Genomic DNA, 18,998 nt, shown 5'->3' on the forward strand with positions numbered 1-18,998 from the left:
GAAGGGGGAGGCAATAGGCATCAAGGCAGAAAGGCAATAAGGCAAAGAGGCAACGAGGCAGAAGGCAACGAGGCAACGAGGTATGGCGGTGGGAAAAAGAAAAAGGAGAGACGAGCCAAAACTCTTTCTCCCCTTTCAATCCTTTCTCTCTTAGCGCCTAGTTGCCGTACACGCTCAAAAACTTGATCCGCATGATCTTCAACTGCTCCCAGTTGTAGTTGCCGTCGGAAAGTTCCTGCTGCGCCACGTCGAGCGAAGAGGTTTCGCAGCCCTTGAAGTATTCCAGGATCTCTTCCTGCTCGTATTCGTCGAGCATATCGGAGATGGCGTAGTCCAGGTTCAGCTTTGTGCCGGAAGCGGCGATGGTTTCCATTTCCTCCAGCAGGCTGTCGAGGCGCAGGTCCTTGTTTTTGGCGATCATCTCCAGCGGGATCTTTTTGTCCACCTGCTGGATGATGTGTACCTTGTTGCTGCTCTTGTTCACCACGCTCTTCATCACAAAGTCGTCCGGCTTTACAATATTGTTGTCCTCTACGTATTTCGCAATCATCTCGATGAACGGCTTGCCGTAGCGGATGGCCTTACCCTTGCTCACGCCCTGGCATTTTTCCAGTTCGGCGGTGGTGGTGGGGTAGAGGGTCGCCATGTCCTGCAGGGAGGTTTCGAGGAAGATCACAAAGGGCGGCAGGTTCTTTTTCTTGGCCTCTTTCTGGCGAAGCTCCTTCAGCATGCCAAAAAGCTGGTCGTCCAGCGCAGTGGCCGTGGCGGTGTCGGCCGGACCTTCTTCATCATCCTCGTTGGCGTTGTCGTAGAGGTGATTGACCACGACTGGGAATGACTTCGGCTTTTTGAAAAAGTCTTCGCCTTTTTTGGTCATCTTCAACACACCGTATTCCTCGATATCTTTTGTCAGAAAACCTTCCAGCAGCATCTGGCGGATCAGCGAATTCCAGAAATGCTCGTTCTGCTCTTTGCCAAGGCCAAATTCGGCCAGGCCGTCGTGGCGGAACATCTTGATCTGCGGCGTCAGCTTACCGATAATAATCGAAACCGTGTAATCGGTGGCAAAGCGTTCGTCCAGGGCTTTGATCACCTTGATGGCTTGCACCACGCTGTCTTTTGCCTCCACCTTTTCTTTCGGGTGACGGCAGTTGTCGCAGTTGCCGCAATTGTCTTCTTTGAATTCTTCGCCGAAATAGCTCATTAAAATCTTGCGACGGCAAACACCGCTTTCGGCATAGGACACGCTTTCATTAATCAGCTGGGCGCCCACCTCCCGCTCGGAGAGCGGCTTGTCACGCATCAGGTGTTCCAGCTTGGAAACGTCTTTATGCGAATAGTAAAGAATGCATTTTCCTTCGAGCCCGTCGCGGCCGGCGCGGCCGGTTTCCTGGTAATAATTTTCAATCGACTTCGGGATGTTGTAGTGGATCACAAAACGGATGTCCGGCTTGTCGATGCCCATTCCAAAGGCGATGGTGGCCACGATCACCTGCACGTCTTCGTTCAGGAACTGGTCCTGCCGCTCGGCGCGGAGCTTCGAGTCCAGCCCGGCGTGGTAGGCCACGGCTTTGATGCCGTTGGCCATCAGCATATCGGCCAGTTCTTCGGTGGTCTTCCGGTTCAGGGTATAAATGATGCCGCTCTTGCCCTTGTTCTGCACGATGAACTTCGTCATGCTTTTCAGGGTCTGGTCTTTTTTGACCTTGGGCAGAATTTCGTAATAGAGGTTGGGACGGTTAAACGAGGAAATGAAAATGTTCGGCTCCCGCAGGCCCAGGTTTTTCACGATGTCGCTCTGTACTTTGGGCGTGGCGGTGGCCGTCAGCGCAATCACCGGAGAGGCGGGGGAGATCTGGTCCATCATTTCCCGCAGGCGGCGGTACTCGGGGCGGAAATCGTGTCCCCACTCGGAGATACAGTGCGCTTCGTCCACGGCAAAAAAAGAAATCTCCAGGTCGGAGAAAAAATCAAGGTTGTCCTGCTTCGTCAGCGTTTCCGGCGCCACGTAGAGCATTTTGGTATTGCCCGACTTCAGGTCGTCGTGCACTTCCTTGATCTCTTTTTTAGAAAGGGTGGAGTTGAGGAAGTGGGCCACATCGTCTTTGCTGCTGTAGCCGCGGACAAGGTCCACCTGGTTTTTCATCAGCGCAATCAGGGGACTCACAACGATGGCCACACCGTTGCTGATCATGGCCGGCAACTGGTAGCAAAGGCTTTTGCCACCACCGGTGGGCATGATCACAAACGTGTCCTGGCCGGAAAGCAGGGAATTGATGGCATTTTCCTGCTGGCCTTTAAAATCTTTAAACCCGAAATATTCCAGGAGAGGGCTTCGTAAATCGATTCCGTTTTTTGGCGTGGTGGTTTTCGTAGTCCTGGTTCTGGTTGTTTTTGTTTGGTTTTTCTTTACAGTAGGCATCTTCTTAGTTTTAAAGCTTTAAAAAGCTATCATTCAATCACACTTCACTTTTATTCAACAGTAAAAGAACAGGTTACCAAATTGTGACGACCGCGTTTTAAATAGGTACGGTATTCTGGTGGCTCGGTTGGAAAGCCGTTCTGACTGTTTCCCGAAGGGTCAGCGAATTTACTTCACGAAATTTTTTTTCAAAACAGTAAATAGTTAAAATGACAACTATTTACCATGGAGTGGTTTGATTATTAGCCAGATAAGGTTTTACCGGTCAGCAAATCCCGTTCCTGCGGCGGTGAGGCGTTGATCCTGGTCATAAATTCTCCCGGGTTTGTGCAAGCCGGCGGCGCAACCAGGGCCCAACCGGGAACGGTTTTGCCGCAGGCGCTAAAATCCCATTCAACCTTTCGGGAAATCCTGCCAATCAGCGGTTATTTTTGCCCCCTTGAAGACAATGGATACAATACGAACAGCGGCGGTGCGAACCATCGAGATGGAGGCTTCCGCTATAAAGGGACTGGTGAAACGGCTGGACGAGACCTTTGAAAAAGGCATCGAGTGCCTCGCGGGCTGCGGGGGGCGCATCGTTATCAGCGGCATTGGCAAAAGCGCCATCATTGCGCAAAAGATCGTGGCGACCCTGAACTCGACTGGGTCGCCGGCCATTTTCCTGCATGCCGCCGATGCCATTCACGGCGATCTTGGCATGGTGCAGCAGGACGATGTGGTCATCATCATCAGCAAAAGCGGCGAAAGTCCCGAGATCAAGGTGCTGGTTCCGCTGATCAGGAATTTTGGCAACCGCCTTGTTGCCATCACCGGCAGCACCGGTTCTTACCTGGCCAAGAAAGCCGATTTTGTTTTTGACACCACGGTGGAACAGGAGGCCTGTCCCAACAACCTGGCGCCGACGACCAGCACCACGGCCCAACTGGTGATGGGCGATGCCATTGCCGTTTGCCTGATGGAGAAGAAGGGGTTCAACATCGAGGATTTTGCCAAGCTGCACCCCGGCGGCACCCTGGGCAAGAAGCTTTACCTGCGGGTGGGCGACCTGTCGGGTGAAAACGAAAAGCCGGAGGTCCGGGCCGACCAGTCGGTAAAAGAGGTGATCATGGAAATGACGCGGACAAGGCTGGGGGTAACGGCCGTTACCGGCTCCGGCGGAAAACTGCTGGGAATCATTACCGACGGCGACCTGCGGCGCATGCTCCAAAAAAGCGACAGCATCAGCCATATCCTGGCCCGCGACATCATGACCATCAATCCCAAAACGGTGCGGCCATCGGATATGGCGGTGAATGCGCTGGACATCATGCGGAAAAATGAGATCACGCAGTTGGTAGTTGCCGAAAATGATAGTTACCTTGGCATCCTTCATTTGCACGACCTGGTGAAAGAAGGATTGATCTGAATAGCCACCGGGTGCATTGAATGCCAGCCGAAGTCAAAATCAAAATTCAAACGGGAAAGAAGAGGTGTAATAAGAAGACAGCTTTTTGATGACCGATAAAACAGTGAAGCGTTGAACAACATGAACAAAGACACCTATGTGGCCATTATGGCGGGTGGTATCGGCAGCCGGTTTTGGCCGGTAAGCCGCGTGGGGCATCCCAAGCAATTTCTCGATATTCTCGGCGTGGGACGAACCCTGATCCAGCAAACCTTCGACCGGTTTGCCCGGCTGGTGCCCGTTGAAAATATTTACGTCGTTACCGCCAACGAATACCTCGACATCACCCAGGAACAACTGCCCCAGCTACCCGCAGAGAACATCATCGGTGAGCCGTTTCGGAAAAACACGGCGCCCTGCATTGCCTATATTTCGTTTAAGCTGCAGCAACGGAACCCCGAAGGCTCGCTCATTATTGCGCCGGCCGACCACCTGATTTTGCAGGAAGATAAGTTCCTGGAAGTTTGCAACGAAGCCCTCGATTTTGTAAACAGGCACCACGCCCTTCTCACTATCGGCATTCAGCCCACCTATCCCAATACCGGCTATGGCTATATCCAGCATGGATCGGCCGAAGCGGCACCCGGGGTATACAAGGTGAAAACCTTTACCGAAAAACCCAACCTGGAACTGGCCCGGACCTTCCTGTCGAGCGGCGATTTTCTCTGGAACTCGGGCATTTTTATCTGGAAGATTAAAAATGGGCTGGAGGCCTTCCAGCAGTACATGCCTGAAATGTACGAGCTGTTTTCTGCCGACGAACCCAGGCTGAATACAGGGGAGGAAAAGGCGGCGATCGAAGCCATCTACCCGCAGTGCTCCAACATCTCCGTCGACTTCGGCGTGATGGAGAAAGCCAACAACGTGTTTGTGATCCCGGCCTCTTTTGGCTGGAGCGACCTGGGAACCTGGAACAGCGCCTGGGAAAATATGGAGAAGGATTATTTCGACAACGCCGTAGCCGGCGACAAGGTGATCGTCTTCGACAGCAACAAATGCGTGGTGCATGTGCCGGACGAAAAACTGGTGGTGCTGCAGGGGCTCGAAGATTTTATCATTGCCGATACCAAGGATGTGCTGCTGATCTGCAAGAAAGAAAAAGAGCAGGCCATCAAGGAATACGTGGCAGAAGTGAAACGGAATACGGGAGAGAAATTTTTGTAGGTGGCCTCCCCAAACCCCTCCAGGGAGGGGTGATCCAAGCGCAAACCTCGCTTACGCACGATATGTTTTAAGCCTCCATCATTCATTTTGATGGAGGCTTTTTGCTGCCGTTTGGCGTCCCCGCCAACGGCTTTTCTTTTGCCCCGGAGGGGCATCGTGTTAGTAGAAACAAGAATAGAGGGAAGAATAAAGCTTCGTAGGAGCGGAATATTTTTTATGTTGCCAGCGATGGAACGTCGATTGAACACCTGTTGCGTCGCACTCTTCAGCGTTCGGAACACAGCCGGACAAAAAAGAATTCCATCCCTCGAAGGGATGGAATTCTTTGGTAAACAAACGCCTCTTGCCGTAGCCGGCCTTCGTGCATTGTGGCTCCCGGAGGGCGGGGCTGTGCATAAACTCTTTTTTAGTTTTTGCAGGCAGCGTGTAGCTTGCAGCTTATCGCTAAATTGGCGCTCATGAATTTCAACAATATCTTATTCATCGATATCGAAACCGTTTCGCAGGTGGAAACATACAACCACCTCGATGAGGACTGGAAAGAACTGTGGGATCACAAGGCGCGGTCGCTTATTCGGGGAAGCGATGTCGAAACGAGCGAAGACGTGTATCACCGGGCAGCCATCTACGCCGAGTTTGGAAAGATTGTTTGCATTTCCTGCGGCTGCCTGCAGGGCAATGGCGAGGGTAAAAAGATCGTCATCAAATCCTATTTCGGCCACGATGAAAAAAAGCTCCTCCTCGATTTTGCGGCCATGCTGCAAAGCTGGAGCGGCAGCCCCGATAAATTCCTCTGTGCGCACAACGGCAAGGAGTTCGACTATCCCTACCTCTGCCGCCGCATGGTGATCAACGGTATCGAGATCCCGGAAATCTTAAAGATCTCTGGCCGTAAACCCTGGGAAGTGCGTCACCTCGATACGATGGAACTGTGGAAATTCGGCGATTACAAAAGCTTTACATCGCTGAAGCTCCTGGCCAAAGTGCTGGGCATTCCTTCGCCTAAAGACGATATCGACGGCAGCATGGTGCATTCCGTGTACTGGGTGGAAAAAGACCTGGAACGCATCGTGCTCTATTGCCAGAAAGACGTGATCACGATGGCGCAGGTGCTCCTCCGCTTTCATTGCGAGCCGCTGATCCCGGCCCCGAACGTTGAAATCAAAACGCTGCGCAAAGCAGATGTTTGACCGGTAGCATGACAAGCTTTCAACATATCCATTCGGACGAAAAAATCCTGGGCGGAAAACCCTGCATTAAAGGCACGCGGATCACCGTGCAGTTGATCAAGGAACTGACGGATTCGGGAGCGACGGTAGAAGATATTCTCGCCGCCTACCCGCACCTGACGGCAGAAGCCATCCGCGAAGCCGTTGAATACCCGCTTGCCCGGCGAACCAACTACAGTTCCGGTGCCGTATGGGAAGACAAAGTGGGCTACAGCCGTGCGGTAAAGGTGGGCGGTCACATTGAGGTCAGCGGCACCGTGGCATCGGATGACAACGGTAATGTTGTGGGCCGCGACGATGCCTACGAGCAAACGAAGTTTATCCTGCAAAAAATAGAGACCATTCTTCACAAAGCCGGTGCGACGCTGAAAGACGTTGTTCGCACCCGGATGTTTGTCACCGACATTTCCCGGTTTGACCAATACGCCAAAGCGCATGGCGAGGTGTTTGGCAGCATCAGGCCCTGCACGTCGATGCTGGAAGTGAAAGGCCTGGTGGCGCCGGAATACCTGGTGGAAATTGAAATAACAGCGATCCTCACACAATGAACATCGAAACCCTTCAGCAATATTGCCTCTCCAAAAAAGGCGTGACGGAAGAAACACCCTTCGGCCCCAATACCCTGGTGTACAAGGTCGGCGGCAAAATGTTCCTGCTGGCTTCACTCGACGCTGTTCCGTTGCAGTTCAATGCCAAATGCGATCCCGAAGAGGCCATCCAGTTGCGTGATGCCCATCCCTGTGTTTTGCCGGGCTACCACATGAACAAAAAACACTGGAACACCATCCTGGTTGACGGCACTGTTGGCGATAAACTGTTGCATCAATGGATCGATGATTCGTATGACCTGGTCGTTGACAGCTTGCCCCGGAAAACCAAACAAGAAATCTCCCGTTAACATGATTGTATCCAAACTGCCCAACGTGGGCACCACCATCTTTACCACGATGAGCGTACTGGCCGCGCAACACAACGCCATCAACCTTGGCCAGGGCTTTCCCGATTTTCACATGAGCGAGGAGCTGATTGCCCTTGTTGACGAAGCCATGCGGAAAGGCTTCAACCAGTATACGCACATGAACGGCTACCTGCCCCTGCGGGAATCCATCGCGGAGAAAGTGGAATTTTTATACCGCACGAAAATCAATCCCGATACACAGATCACGGTGACTCCCGGCGGCACCTATGCGCTGTACACGGCTCTCACCACCATCCTGCAGCCAGGCGACGAGGTGATCGTGTTTGAGCCGGCTTACGACTCCTACATTCCTGCCATTGAAGTCAACGGTGCCAAAGCCGTTGCCATCCAGCTTACGTTCCCGGACTACAGGATCGACTGGACCGAAGTGAAAAAGCGGGTGACGGAAAAGACCCGTGCCATCATGATCAACTCGCCGCACAATCCCACCGGCAGCGTCTTGTCGGCCGAAGACATTGCGCAGTTGCGGGAGATTGTAAAAGACACGCCGATCATCATCATCTCCGATGAAGTGTACGAGCACCTGATCCTCGACGGCTACCAGCACGAGAGCATTTTAAAACATCCCGACCTGCTGGAGCGCAGCTTTGTGTCGTTTTCGTTCGGCAAGGTCTACCACTGCACGGGCTGGAAGCTGGGCTACAGCATTTCCTCGGAATTTCTGATGAAAGAGTTCCGGAAGATCCACCAGTTTAATGCCTTTTGTTGCGACACGCCCAAGCAGGTGGCGCTGGCGGCGTTTTTAAAGAAAAAAGAAAGCTACCTGGAGCTCGGCCCTTTCCTGCAGAAAAAGCGGGACTATTTCCAGGCCGGTATGGCGCAGACAAAGCTGCAGCCGCTTCCCACCCGCGGCAGCTATTTCCAGATCTACTCCTACAAAAACCTTTCGGATGAAAGCGAGAAGGATTTTGCCATTCACCTGACCAAAGACGTTGGTGTGGCCACCATCCCGGTGTCGGCCTTTTACCAGCAGGAAGTGAATCACCTGGTGTTGCGCTTTTGTTTTTGCAAAAAAGACGAAACGCTGGATGCGGCCATTGAGCGGCTGGTGAAACTGTAGTGGCTCGTGTTGCATTCAGAAGGCGGCAGGCGCTCTTCGCATCTTTCCTTTTTAGTTAGTGTTTGTTCCTTTTTGGCATTGCTCTAAAAAGATCTATGCCGCCCTGAACGCTCCGCGCAGGCGGCCGGGCCTGCGCACAACAGCCATTTCTTACAGGTCTGAGGCTTTTCCTTTGTTTTCAATCTTTCTTCTTTGGTGCGATCTGCACGATAAGTGGTAAATCTATGTGATTACAATCTGCTTTCGGCGCAAGAGCCTGCAGGCGCTGTCTTGCGCCTTTAGAAATTAAAATCTTTTCCGCAAGTGCGGGTGGCGCAAAAAGGCGCTGGACGAGAAAGGATCACCAATTTTTTGAAGAACAACGAAAGCCAGTAGCAACAGTCTTTTAGGCTGAAGCCGCAGAAGGATTTTATGCGCATTTCATTAGGCTGTTTGGCATTCACGTGTAGGGACATGCCGAAGGCACGTCCTGCTTGCGAGCCAGCGGTTTTCAAAGTCTCCGGGAATTTTTTCAAAATGAGAAAATGCCTTTCATCATAAAAATTTTTTTGGTGCGGGTTCTATTATCGTATATTTACGATATAAAATAAAACAATGGCGTTTCATAAGAAAGAAGAGTTTGGCAAAAAAGAACAGGAACTGGCCGAAGTGGCCAAGGCACTGAGCCACCCGGCCCGCATCGCCATTTTAAAAGTGCTGGCGCAGAAGAACGAGTGCATCTGCGGTGAGATCGTGGACGTATTGCCGCTGGCGCAATCGACCGTTTCGCAGCACCTGAAGGAACTGAAAAATGCCGGCCTGATCGAAGGCACACTGGATGGACCGCGGTCCTGCTACTGCATCAACTGGAAAGCCTTTGAGAAGTTCACCGCGGGGATCAACAGCCTTTTTACGAACCTGAAAGCAAAGAACGAGAAGGCCTGTTGCTAGTGGGATAATGTGCAAATGTGAAAATGCTGAACAGAATAAGGATTGCCAGCTGCCATTTTCACATTTTCTAATTTTCTAATTTTCAAATTCATTACAATGAATAACGAAACACAATTAAAAGAACTGGTGAAAGAAAAATACAGCCAGATCGCTAACCAGTCGCTGGCGCAAAATCTTACCTCCTGCTGCGGCGCTACGTCGCCCTGCTGCACGGACGAAGCGTACACCATCATGTCCGATGATTATACAAAGCTCGAAGGCTACAATCCCGATGCGGACCTTGGCCTGGGATGCGGCATTCCTACGCAGTATGCAAAGATCAACGAGGGTGATACCGTGCTTGACCTTGGCAGCGGCGCCGGCAACGACGCTTTTGTGGCCCGCCGCTACGTGGGGGAAAGCGGGAAAGTGATCGGCGTTGACTTCAGCGAAGCCATGATCGAAAAAGCAAGGGCCAACGTGGACAAGCTTGGCTTCAACAATATTGAATTCCGCCAGGGCGATATCGAAAAGCTGCCGGTGGCTGCCAACAGGGCCGATGTCATCATCAGCAACTGCGTGCTGAACCTGGTGCCGAACAAGAAGGCGGTATTTGCCGAGATCTTCCGGGTGCTGAAGCCAAAGGGGCATTTTTCCATTTCGGATATTGTGCTGGAGGGACAGCTTCCGGAAAAACTGCAACAGGCCGCCGAGATGTACGCAGGTTGCGTGGCCGGTGCCATTCAAAAAAGCGATTACCTGGCCCTTGTAAAAGAAACGGGTTTCCAGAACATCGAATTGCTGAAAGAAAAAAAGATCATCATTCCCGATGACATCCTGCGCAACTACATTTCCGAAAGCGAATTGCAGGAACTAAAGGATTCTGATCTGGGTATTTACAGCATTACGGTGTATGCCGAAAAGCCCTGCTGCGAACCGAACACCGGCTGTTGTTAATCGCCGGCAATTTTTGATTTCTTCATTCCGGTAAATTCGCGAACCATGACCGTCTCACCTGTATCAACCACGACGTACGAAAACGCCATTGACCTGTTGGCCAGGGCCAATCTTCCTGTGCAGGACATCGGCGAGCACACGGAGCTTTTTGAACTGAAAACAGATGCCGAAATCATTGGCACGATCGGCCTGGAGCACAACGGAACGGTGGGCCTGCTCCGGAGCCTGAGTGTGGAGGAGGGCAGCCGCGGAAAGGGATATGGAGAGCAACTGGTGGGCTTCCTGGAAGAAACGGCAAAGGCAAGGGGAATCGAAACGCTCTACCTCCTGACCACAACTGCTGCTGCGTTCTTTTCCAAAAGAGGTTACCTGGTCATTGGCAGGGAAGAGGTGCCGCCGTTTGTCAAGCAAACGACGGAATTTTCTTCCGTCTGCCCTTCTACCGCCACCCTCATGAGAAAACAGCTTGTTTGATAAATCCCGGAGGTTTTCAAAACCTACGGGGATTCATTTTAAAAAGTACCATATGCCCGTTAAGATCCTTTTTGTTTGTGTGGAAAACAGCAACCGCAGCCAGATGAGTGAAGCCTTTGCCCGGATTCTTGGCGGCAGCGAGGTGGAAGCCTACAGTGCCGGCTCAAAGCCTTCGGGTGTCATCAATCCCAAGGCCATTGCAGCCATGAAAGAGCTGGGTTATGATCTCACAACGCACCATTCCAAGTCGCTGGATGAAGTAAAAGTCCATGCACCTTTTGATGCCGTGGTGACCATGGGCTGCGGCGATGCCTGCCCGTGGATGCCGGCCAGCCAATTTATCGACTGGCAAATTCCCGATCCAAAGCACATGAACGAAGAAGACTTCAGGGGTGTGCGGGATTTCATTGCGCAAAAGGTAAAGGAACTGCTACCGCAGCTAAGCAAAAACTAAAAGGCAAAAGGGAGTCTTGTGGCCCGGTTCGCCGGTTTTCCTTTTTCCTTTTGAATTTTGATTTTCTCCCCGGTTAGCTTTGCCAAAATTTTGTTTGTGCAGTCGACCGTTTTCTCCCGTTCTCAGTACCTGCTGCTTTTTTCCCTGCTGGGCGTTGTATACATCATCGGCCTCTTTGTGCCGCTGATGGATAACGACTCGGCGCACCATGCCGACATTGCCCTGCGCATGTACCTGACCGGCGATTACGTGAACCTGGTCGATCACGGCGAAGATTACCTTGACAAACCCCACCTTCATTTCTGGCTGTCGTCCTGGAGCTATTCGGTGTTTGGTGTAACGGGTTTTGCCTACAAGTTTCCCTCTTTTCTCTTTACCATCTTAGGCACCTATTCCACCTTTCGCTTAGGCAAAAGCCTGTACAATGCCGAAGTGGGACGCCTGGCCGCCCTGATGGTGGCTTCGGCCTTTGCCTACATCCTTGCCAACAACGACGTGCGGATGGACGCCATTCTCACCGCCTCCATCATCTTTGCCACCTGGCAGCTGGTGGACTGGGTCAACCACAAGCGGTTGGTCAACGTCGTTGGCGCGGCGCTGGGCCTGGCGCTTGGCTTTTGTACCAAGGGACATATTGCGGTTTTCACGCCGGCCGTCGGCACTTTCTTTTACATCGTGTACAAGGGCGATTTTAAAAGCTTTCTTCACTGGCACTTGCTTGTATTGCTGGCTGCCTTTGCCCTTTTTATTTCACCAGTGGTGTACTGCTATTACCTGCAGTATGATCTGCACCCGGAAAAAGTCATCCGCGGAAAAAGCGGCCGTTCGGGTGTTGCATTTATTTTATGGAAACAGAATTTTGAGCGATTCCAGGGCGACAGCTTTGGTGCCGATGCCAAGAACGATTACCTTTTTTTCTTTCACTCCTTCCTGTGGGCTTTTGCGCCGTGGAGCGTGCTGGCTTTTGTGGCCTTCTTCCACCGGCTCAAAGGCTTTTTTACCCGGCGATGGGAGTGGCTGACGATTACCTCGGTTTTGGTGATTGCGCTGATGCTGACCTTTTCGGGGTTCAAGCTGCCGCACTATCTCAATATCATTTTTCCTGTGTCGGCTGTGCTGACGGCTTCTTTCCTGCTGGACCGCTGGGAAAAGCGAAAGAACCTGCGTCCGCTGCTGGTCACGCAGGTCATCATCTGCACGCTGTGTTTGCTGGTGGCAGGCGTTGTGAATATCTGGGCCTTTCCCATTTTCGGGTTTTGGGTGATCGCGGGATTTTTTCTCCTGCTTTTGGCCGGCGCCTATTTTCTTTTGCGGGTGCGGCTGTCGCTGCCGAAAATGGTGGCGGCTTCCGTGGTGACGTCGCTGCTGGTGTTTTACCTGCTGAACAGCAATTTTTATCCCCAGCTTTTGCGCTACCAGGCTGGCAACGAACTGGCGTTTGACACGAAGGGAAATGTGGATGCCAAACAGGTTTATTTCTGGCCGGGAGTGTACAGTTCTTCCTACGTATTTTACACGGCCGAACTGCGAAAAGAATTTGCCGACTCCGTGCTGCAAAACCCTTCCCCTGTCTGGCTCATGACCGACTCGCAGCACCTGCCGGAGATAAAGCAAAAAGGCTTTTCGTTTCTGCAAACCTACCAGCACAATGACTACGAGATTACCCGCATGCAACTGCCCTTTGTGAACCCGGCAACACGAAAGGGAGAGCTGACCAGGCTACTGCTGGTGCGGGTGAAGTAGGATAGTGGATATTGAGATAGTGGGATATTGGTTGGAGGGATGAAAAAGGGCAGTCCCGATTCTGGGAAAAGAAACCTTGTTACATTTATGCCATGCGTAAGACCCTCCGTGCGGAAAAGTTGTTCACCGGTACCGAATGGCTCTACAGCCAGGAAATTTTGATTGAAGATGATTTGGTCAGGGCCATTAACCCGTCGGCCGAACAGCCGTTTGTCAGTGAAGAGGCAGAAACCTTTATGGTTCCCGCTTTTGTCGACTTCCAGGTATATGGTGCGGCGCAAAAACTTTTTGCGGTCTATCCCACGGCCGATACACTTCGCACCATGAACGAGGTGTTTTCAAAAGAAGGGACCTGCCTGTTTCAACCCACGCTGGCAACCAATACGCCGACCGTTTTCAAACAGGGGATCGACGCGGTTCGGGATTATTGGCAGCAGGGCGGAATCGGCGTTGCCGGTCTGCACCTCGAAGGGCCCTGGATTCATCCGGCCAAACGCGGTGCACACATCGAGAGCCTGATTCATGCGCCGACAGCAGAAGACGTGAAGGCGCTGTTAGCCTATGGCAAAGACGTGATCAAAACCATCACCCTTGCACCGGAAGTCTGCAGCGACGAGGTGCTGGCCCTGCTTCTTTCTTCAGGTGTTCTTCTTTCGGCGGGCCACAGCAACGCCACGTACACGCAGGCCATTGAGGCGTTTGACAAAGGCATCCCGACGGCCACGCACCTGTTCAATGCCATGAGCCCTTTGCATCACCGTGAGCCGGGACTCGTTGGTGCCGCTTTTCAGCATCCCAAGGCCATGGCCAGTATTATTCCCGACGGCCACCACGTGGATTTCGCCGCCATCTCGATTGCCAAAAACCAAATGGGCGAACGCCTTTTCGCCATCACCGATGCCGTGACGGAAACCACCGAAGGTGCGTACCGGCATCACCGGGTTGGCGACAAGTACGAATGCAACGGCACCCTCAGCGGTTCTGCCATCAGCATGTACGATGCTTTTTTTAACCTGGTCGACAAAGCGGGAATTGAACTGGAGGAAGCCCTGCGAATGTGTTCGCTTTACCCGGCGCGGCTCCTTGGAGTCTCGCACCTGTACGGAAAAATTGCGCCGGGTAGTGCGGCGCAATTCGTCGTGTTAAATAAGCAATTACAGATGGTTGATGTTATAGCCTGATCAGCGAACGGAACGACAAGGCTTCTTTGTTGCGCTTGAAATAAAGCAGGGCCCAACTGATGGTAAACGTCGGGATAAAATCAATGCCGGGAATCAGTTCCTCGATAAACGAAAACACACCGCCCAAAAAGCCTTTGCGGAAACCAAACATCCGCCAGAAAATAACAGCCGAAATGGGCGCCCAGATGACTTCACCGGCCACGGGGATCAGGATAACAGCGCTGCCGATGGCATCCATCAGCAAACACATCGCCAGTGAGGGCAGTGGCTTTTGTTTTTCCGTCACGACCACTGCTGTGTTCTTGCGAAAGAGAAGTTGTTTCATTTTCACTTGTTGGCAGAAATTGTTTTAATCCGGCAAGCCGAAATTTCTTTTTGAGAGACGAGCGCATGACCCCTACCGTTGTATGGCCCGGATTTTATTTTGTTAAAGCGTGGATTCGCACATTCATATCGGCACGTCCGGTTGGAGCTACCGGCACTGGAGAGGCTTGTTTTACCCGCAAAAGCTCGCTTCCGCGAAGTGGCTGGCCCACTACTCGACTTTTTTTTCCACGACAGAAATCAATGGCAGTTTTTACCGGCTGCCGACCATCGAAACCGTGGAGAAATGGACGGCACAGGTGCGGGACGATTTTCTCTTCTGTCCAAAGATGAGCCGCTATCTCACGCACATGAAAAAACTGCGGGAACCCGAAGAGCCGCTGGACCGTTTTTTCTCCGTGTTTGAACCCATGAAGCGAAAGATGGGACCCATCCTGGTGCAATTGCCCTCGATGCTGAAATTTACCTATGACGTGGCCGAACATTTTTACCGCCTGCTAAAATTCAGCTACCATCCCTATGCGTTTGTGATGGAAGTGCGCCACCCCTCCTGGTTTGCGGAAGAAAGCCTGACCCTGATGACGGCGTTTGACATCGGCCTTGTGATTTCACAGTCCGGCAACGTGTTTCCTTATTCGGAGATGATCACGGCAAAAAATATTTATATCCGTTTTCACGGCCCGGACGCGTTGTATGCGTCTGCCTACAGCGATGAAATGCTGCAGGAGTTTGCCGGCAAATTCAGGCGATGGGTGGCCGACGGACACGAGGTTTGGGCCTATTTCAATAATGACATCCACGGTTACGCACCGGTAGATGCAAAACGGTTACAGCGGTTCATAAAGTAAAATAGTCACACATTGCTGCGTGACTATTTACAAAGCAATAGGCTACTGATTAAAGGTCGTCTTCCTCGTCTTCGTCTTCATCCAGGTCGTCATCTGCGTCCAAAACCAGATCGTCGTCGTCAATATCGTCCATGTCTACATCATCATCATCCATCTCGATCTCGTACTCTTCTTCGTCGCCTTCCAGTTCGTCTTCGTCGCCTAAAACCAGGTCTTCCTCATCGCCGGTATCATCATCGTCGTCGTCTTCAATGTCATCTTCCGTGTCGGGGAAATAATGTCCGTTCACCTGTGTATTGCCGTTCAGGAGATCGTCGATCGTAATGTCCGATAATTCCGGTCCGTTGTATTTATCTCCTTTCTTCATAGCTTGCTTTTGGTAATCCACTCAAAAAGCTATGCCAAAAAACCGCCGGGAGATAACCAGAAGAAAGTCAGGTTTTTAGTGCATCAGGCCGGACAGACCACCGTTTATGCAAGTGAGGATTTTTTTGCCAGCAGCAGGTCACTGTATGATTCGGCTATAAAATCGTCCTGCTTTACGCCAAGAATATCCTGGTAGTGACTGCACTGCTCTTTCAGTTTTTCGAGGCCGATGGTTCCGTTTTTGTCGATGGCTTCTACCTCAACAAACGTTCCGAGGCCCTCCACCGTGTCGAAGTGAAATTTGACGTTATCGATAAAATAGATCCTGCGTCTTTTATCCACCACGGTTTTAACCCCGAGCGACTGTGCCAGAACCTGCTTCAGCGCAGGGTCCGACTTGTGCTGGTAAAGTGTGACGTCGGACTGTTTGGCACCTGCCACATTGGTGCGCTGGTAAAAGATCAGGGACTGCTCGATGTTGCCCTCCCGTAGCTTCAGGCGGCCATTGGGAACATTGAAATAGGTGTCTACCTGGTGGTCTTCACCAACGAAAAGAGGAGCGTGTTCTTTCAGCCGCTGTTCGGCATCGCCGATATCCTGGTGTCTTGCCTTGAATTCGAAGTTGACATGCATGGCGCAAAGAAAGAGATATTTGGATATTGGATAGCAGATATTGGGATATTGCGATAATTCAAATAAAGTTCAACCAATTCCCGATCCCTACTACTATCCAATATTGGACTATCTTCTCCCTACTGGCATAATTTTTTCCCGACCTTTAGGCAAATTTTTTCGAATGAAAAGAACACAATCCGGTCTCTTCATTGCCCTTTTTCTCGCCTTTGCCTTTACGTCCTGCGTGTCGCAGAAAAAATACAAGGAGTCGTTGTCCCGCGAACAAAGCCTTCTCGATCAGAACACGAAACTGAACGATGAAGTGGTGCGCCTGCGCAGCCAGGTCGACAACCTGCAAAAAGACAATGCCCGCCTGATTGCCCAGATCGACGAAGCACTGAAAAAATATTCGCAGGCATCCGGGCAGGCCAACCTCACCCAAAAGCAACTGGAAGCCGAGCAGAAGCGCCTGCTCGAACTGCGTCGCCTGCTGCAACAACAGGGTGAGGCCGTGGAAAACCTGCGCAAGAAAATGGCCGATGCATTGGTGGGTTTCAATTCGAATGAATTAAGCGTGTTTACCAAGAATGGCCGCGTGTACGTGAGCATGCAGGAAAGCCTGCTCTTCCCGTCGGGCAGTGCGGTGGTGAATGAGAAAGGAAAAGCGGCGCTGCAAACCGTGGCGCAGGCCCTGAACAATAACCCCGACATCAACGTCGTGGTGGAAGGGCATACCGACTCGATTCCCATTCGCAAAACCTACGAGGACAACTGGGCGCTGAGTGTGGCCAGGGCGACTTCCATCGTGCGCCTGCTGACCAATACGTATGCCGTCGATCCCACCAGGGTTACAGCATCGGGCCGCAGCTATTTTGAACCCGTAGAAAGCAACAGTACACCGGAAGGCCGGCAAAAAAACCGCCGCACGGAGATCATCCTGGCGCCGAAGCTTGACCAGATCCTGCAACTCCTGGAGCAAACGAAGACCATGAGTGAAGCCGGCACCAATTAACGGCGGAAACCAAGGTGCAATCAACCTGAACCAACAAACCCTTTTTATGGAAGATCTTTTTTGGACCACACTGCCCATCGATGGCCAGAACGCAGATTACCACATCATTTTTGAAAACGAGACCTACTGCTTTCTTCCCAAAAACACGGCATTGCCCCGGTATTGTTTCCGGCGCACACACGACGAATGGCAGGCTGTTGACGAGGCGTCGGAAGGTGTGAAAGACAACGCCGTTGATGCACTGGAAAAATATTTACTGAAACAACACTAAGCAAAAGACTTCCCGTCAGCGAAATTGTTTCAGCCACTCTTTGGCCGCCTTGTCATCCGTAAAGCTTTTCATGGGAATGGGCGGCGGCTTTAGCCGGAAAAGAATGTTCATGATAAACTGTGCAAGTCCCGGTTTGGACACCATGGCCATGGCCGAATAGATCAGCGGCAGTTGCGTGGTCGAAAATTTCCGGGTTGCCTTGTCGGGAACCGGAGACGGCGACAGGTAGATGAGCAGGGGAACAGGCTTGTTGCCGGTAAGTTCTTTTACCAGCGCCACGTTGCGGGTGATGTTTTCAACTGTGCGTTTGGGGCTTTTGGAAAGCGAAACCAGGATACCGTCGTCGAACCAGTAGGTGGCAATTTCGCCTTCGAAGGTTTGTTTGTCTGCGGGAGGTGTCATACGATGTTTGCCGAACGGAGAAGCGCAACGCGGCTTCCGTAGTTAGAAGACCTGCACCTCGCACCATTACCGGGGCAAAATACTCTTTCTTCCAATAAAAAATCGTGTTGCAAAAGCTGGTGCCAGCAGCTGTGCGATTTACGGCGATCCCCTTTCTTTCTTTGGGTGAATCGAATGCCAGTAATCGATCCATCGATCGGTTATTTGCTCTTCGGACAAACGGTCATACGCAGGCGAAAACAGGGCAATGAGCTGGTTTACCTGCACGAGAATGATATGCCTGATGGCATATTGACTGCCGGCGCTGCAGTAAAATGAAAGAATCGATTCGAATACCGCTCCCCGTCCGAGTACTTGCGCCACTCCTTTGAACCGGTAACCTTTGCGGGTAAACACATCCACCACATTGATTTCGATGGAAGGGTTGGCCAAAAGATTCGCGGTTGTTCCCGGCGAGTGAATATCAGCAAAGGCCAGGTGCTCTTCATCCCAGGCGATCGTCGTTCCCTTCGGTGACAGGTTGGGCGTTCCGTCGGGACAAACAGTTGCAATAAACCCCAGCCTGGCCTGGTTGACAAAGCCCGGACTTCTTGTGTTAAGAGACCCATGGGAAACGTGCTGTTTGCCCAACAAAATTACGCCAGGTAGAGAGGAAGAAGAATTCGGGAAGCGAGCGAATGATTGATCGTGTTTCACAGCTAAGGTTGGGCATTCAATGTTCGTCAACATGTTTTGGCCGCTTGTCTCACTTGTAGAATTATGCAGTGAAAGTCTCCCGACTACATTCTGTCTTGTGCCGCCTTTATTAAACCAACGTGTCACTTGACACCAAGTGTCCGCTTAATGATTTATTGCATTTTACTTTTTTGTTTATAATACCATCGAACCAAAAGAATTCCCGGAATTACAAATAATGTAAACAAGATTGCCCCTTGCATAATTAGCTTGATCAAAGGCGCTTCACTTAAATCTTTTGCTACATAAGCTCTATCAAACCATGTCCGGGAAACTGCAATAAATAGTGCAAAAAACACAATAAAAGCATAGCCATTTTTCATCAAATTCACTTCTCAAACTGGTTTATACTCCTTCCACATTATTACGTCAATAATTGTGATTTGTCACCCAGGAAACGTGACAA

General features: G+C 51.5%; 22 protein-coding genes. 15 read left to right on the forward strand and 7 right to left on the reverse strand.

Translation table 11 applies throughout. The features are described from left to right. Positions 1-157: 157 nt before the first annotated feature. The gene (gene recQ / locus D6024_RS04550) at positions 158-2,422 is read right to left on the reverse strand and encodes a DNA helicase RecQ (protein ID WP_121353343.1); all 2,265 of its coding nucleotides are present in this window, start codon (positions 2,420-2,422) and stop codon (positions 158-160) included. 448 nt (positions 2,423-2,870) lie between these two features. Here recQ and D6024_RS04555 point away from each other — a divergent pair, with 448 nt between their 5' ends. From D6024_RS04555 to nagA, 12 genes are all read left to right on the forward strand, one after another. After that, on the forward strand, positions 2,871-3,830 hold the full coding sequence (locus tag D6024_RS04555) for a KpsF/GutQ family sugar-phosphate isomerase (RefSeq protein WP_121353344.1): 960 nt from the start codon (positions 2,871-2,873) through the stop codon (positions 3,828-3,830). Positions 3,831-3,950: 120 nt separating this feature from the next. Further along, the gene (locus D6024_RS04560; protein ID WP_121353501.1) at positions 3,951-5,033 is read left to right on the forward strand and encodes a mannose-1-phosphate guanylyltransferase; all 1,083 of its coding nucleotides are present in this window, start codon (positions 3,951-3,953) and stop codon (positions 5,031-5,033) included. A 458-nt stretch (positions 5,034-5,491) separates the two neighbouring features. Beyond that, on the forward strand, positions 5,492-6,223 hold the full coding sequence (locus D6024_RS04565) for a 3'-5' exonuclease (RefSeq protein ID WP_121353345.1): 732 nt from the start codon (positions 5,492-5,494) through the stop codon (positions 6,221-6,223). Positions 6,224-6,231: 8 nt separating this feature from the next. Beyond that, the gene (locus tag D6024_RS04570) at positions 6,232-6,810 is read left to right on the forward strand and encodes a Rid family hydrolase (RefSeq protein ID WP_121353346.1); all 579 of its coding nucleotides are present in this window, start codon (positions 6,232-6,234) and stop codon (positions 6,808-6,810) included. After that, positions 6,807-7,160 (forward strand): MmcQ/YjbR family DNA-binding protein, encoded by a 354-nt coding sequence (locus D6024_RS04575; RefSeq protein WP_121353347.1) that lies wholly within the window; start codon positions 6,807-6,809, stop codon positions 7,158-7,160. Before D6024_RS04570 ends, D6024_RS04575 begins: the two co-directional genes overlap by 4 nt. 1 nt (position 7,161) lies before the next feature. Next, the gene (locus D6024_RS04580; RefSeq protein ID WP_240409932.1) at positions 7,162-8,301 is read left to right on the forward strand and encodes a methionine aminotransferase; all 1,140 of its coding nucleotides are present in this window, start codon (positions 7,162-7,164) and stop codon (positions 8,299-8,301) included. Between the two features lie 594 nt (positions 8,302-8,895). Next, the gene (locus D6024_RS04590; RefSeq protein WP_121353350.1) at positions 8,896-9,231 is read left to right on the forward strand and encodes an ArsR/SmtB family transcription factor; all 336 of its coding nucleotides are present in this window, start codon (positions 8,896-8,898) and stop codon (positions 9,229-9,231) included. A 96-nt stretch (positions 9,232-9,327) separates the two neighbouring features. Then, the gene (locus D6024_RS04595) at positions 9,328-10,167 is read left to right on the forward strand and encodes an arsenite methyltransferase (RefSeq protein ID WP_121353351.1); all 840 of its coding nucleotides are present in this window, start codon (positions 9,328-9,330) and stop codon (positions 10,165-10,167) included. 45 nt (positions 10,168-10,212) lie between these two features. Next, the gene (gene arsN2, locus D6024_RS04600) at positions 10,213-10,641 is read left to right on the forward strand and encodes an arsenic resistance N-acetyltransferase ArsN2 (protein ID WP_121353352.1); all 429 of its coding nucleotides are present in this window, start codon (positions 10,213-10,215) and stop codon (positions 10,639-10,641) included. Between the two features lie 52 nt (positions 10,642-10,693). Further along, a complete protein-coding gene (locus D6024_RS04605) occupies positions 10,694-11,095 on the forward strand; it encodes an arsenate reductase ArsC (protein WP_121353353.1) in 402 nt (133 codons plus the stop codon). A 96-nt stretch (positions 11,096-11,191) separates the two neighbouring features. Continuing rightward, a complete protein-coding gene (locus tag D6024_RS04610; protein WP_162944532.1) occupies positions 11,192-12,838 on the forward strand; it encodes an ArnT family glycosyltransferase in 1,647 nt (548 codons plus the stop codon). Between the two features lie 92 nt (positions 12,839-12,930). Beyond that, positions 12,931-14,019, forward strand: coding sequence for an N-acetylglucosamine-6-phosphate deacetylase (nagA, locus tag D6024_RS04615; RefSeq protein ID WP_121353355.1), 1,089 nt, complete (start codon positions 12,931-12,933; stop codon positions 14,017-14,019). Here the strand turns inward: nagA and D6024_RS04620 are convergent. Beyond that, a complete protein-coding gene (locus D6024_RS04620) occupies positions 14,009-14,344 on the reverse strand; it encodes a hypothetical protein (protein ID WP_240409933.1) in 336 nt (111 codons plus the stop codon). The two genes, nagA and D6024_RS04620, sit on opposite strands and share 11 nt — an antisense overlap. Before the next feature lie 109 nt (positions 14,345-14,453). Between D6024_RS04620 and D6024_RS04625 the strand changes: the two genes are divergently transcribed. Continuing rightward, complete coding sequence (locus tag D6024_RS04625) at positions 14,454-15,191, forward strand: DUF72 domain-containing protein (RefSeq protein ID WP_121353356.1); 738 nt, start codon at positions 14,454-14,456, stop codon at positions 15,189-15,191. Positions 15,192-15,240: 49 nt separating this feature from the next. On the opposite strand, the gene D6024_RS26520 is transcribed toward D6024_RS04625, so the two are convergent. Together D6024_RS26520 and cyaB are read right to left on the reverse strand one after the other, a co-directional pair. Then, on the reverse strand, positions 15,241-15,558 hold the full coding sequence (locus tag D6024_RS26520) for a hypothetical protein (protein WP_162944533.1): 318 nt from the start codon (positions 15,556-15,558) through the stop codon (positions 15,241-15,243). Between the two features lie 104 nt (positions 15,559-15,662). Further along, positions 15,663-16,190, reverse strand: coding sequence for a class IV adenylate cyclase (gene cyaB, locus D6024_RS04635; RefSeq protein WP_121353357.1), 528 nt, complete (start codon positions 16,188-16,190; stop codon positions 15,663-15,665). Positions 16,191-16,353: 163 nt separating this feature from the next. On the opposite strand from cyaB, the gene D6024_RS04640 reads away from it, so the two are divergent. Further along, positions 16,354-17,184, forward strand: a complete 831-nt coding sequence (locus tag D6024_RS04640) for an OmpA/MotB family protein (protein WP_121353358.1) — start codon at positions 16,354-16,356, stop codon at positions 17,182-17,184. A 46-nt stretch (positions 17,185-17,230) separates the two neighbouring features. Then, positions 17,231-17,455, forward strand: a complete 225-nt coding sequence (locus tag D6024_RS04645) for a hypothetical protein (RefSeq protein ID WP_162944534.1) — start codon at positions 17,231-17,233, stop codon at positions 17,453-17,455. Between the two features lie 15 nt (positions 17,456-17,470). Here the strand turns inward: D6024_RS04645 and D6024_RS04650 are convergent, their stop codons facing one another. The 3 genes from D6024_RS04650 to D6024_RS04660 form a co-directional block, all read right to left on the reverse strand. Next, positions 17,471-17,857 carry a DUF7793 family protein gene (locus D6024_RS04650; RefSeq protein ID WP_121353360.1) on the reverse strand — a complete coding sequence of 129 codons (387 nt, stop codon included), beginning with the start codon at positions 17,855-17,857 and terminating at the stop codon, positions 17,471-17,473. Between the two features lie 138 nt (positions 17,858-17,995). After that, entirely contained in the window at positions 17,996-18,553 is a 558-nt protein-coding gene (locus D6024_RS04655) for a pyridoxamine 5'-phosphate oxidase family protein (protein WP_205573220.1), read from the reverse strand. 152 nt (positions 18,554-18,705) lie between these two features. Beyond that, positions 18,706-18,924: a hypothetical protein gene (locus D6024_RS04660; RefSeq protein WP_162944535.1), complete on the reverse strand. Its 219-nt coding sequence runs from the start codon at positions 18,922-18,924 to the stop codon at positions 18,706-18,708. Positions 18,925-18,998: the final 74 nt, after the last annotated feature.

Source organism: Flavisolibacter nicotianae (genome assembly GCF_003628535.1).
Lineage (GTDB): Bacteria > Bacteroidota > Bacteroidia > Chitinophagales > Chitinophagaceae > Flavisolibacter > Flavisolibacter nicotianae.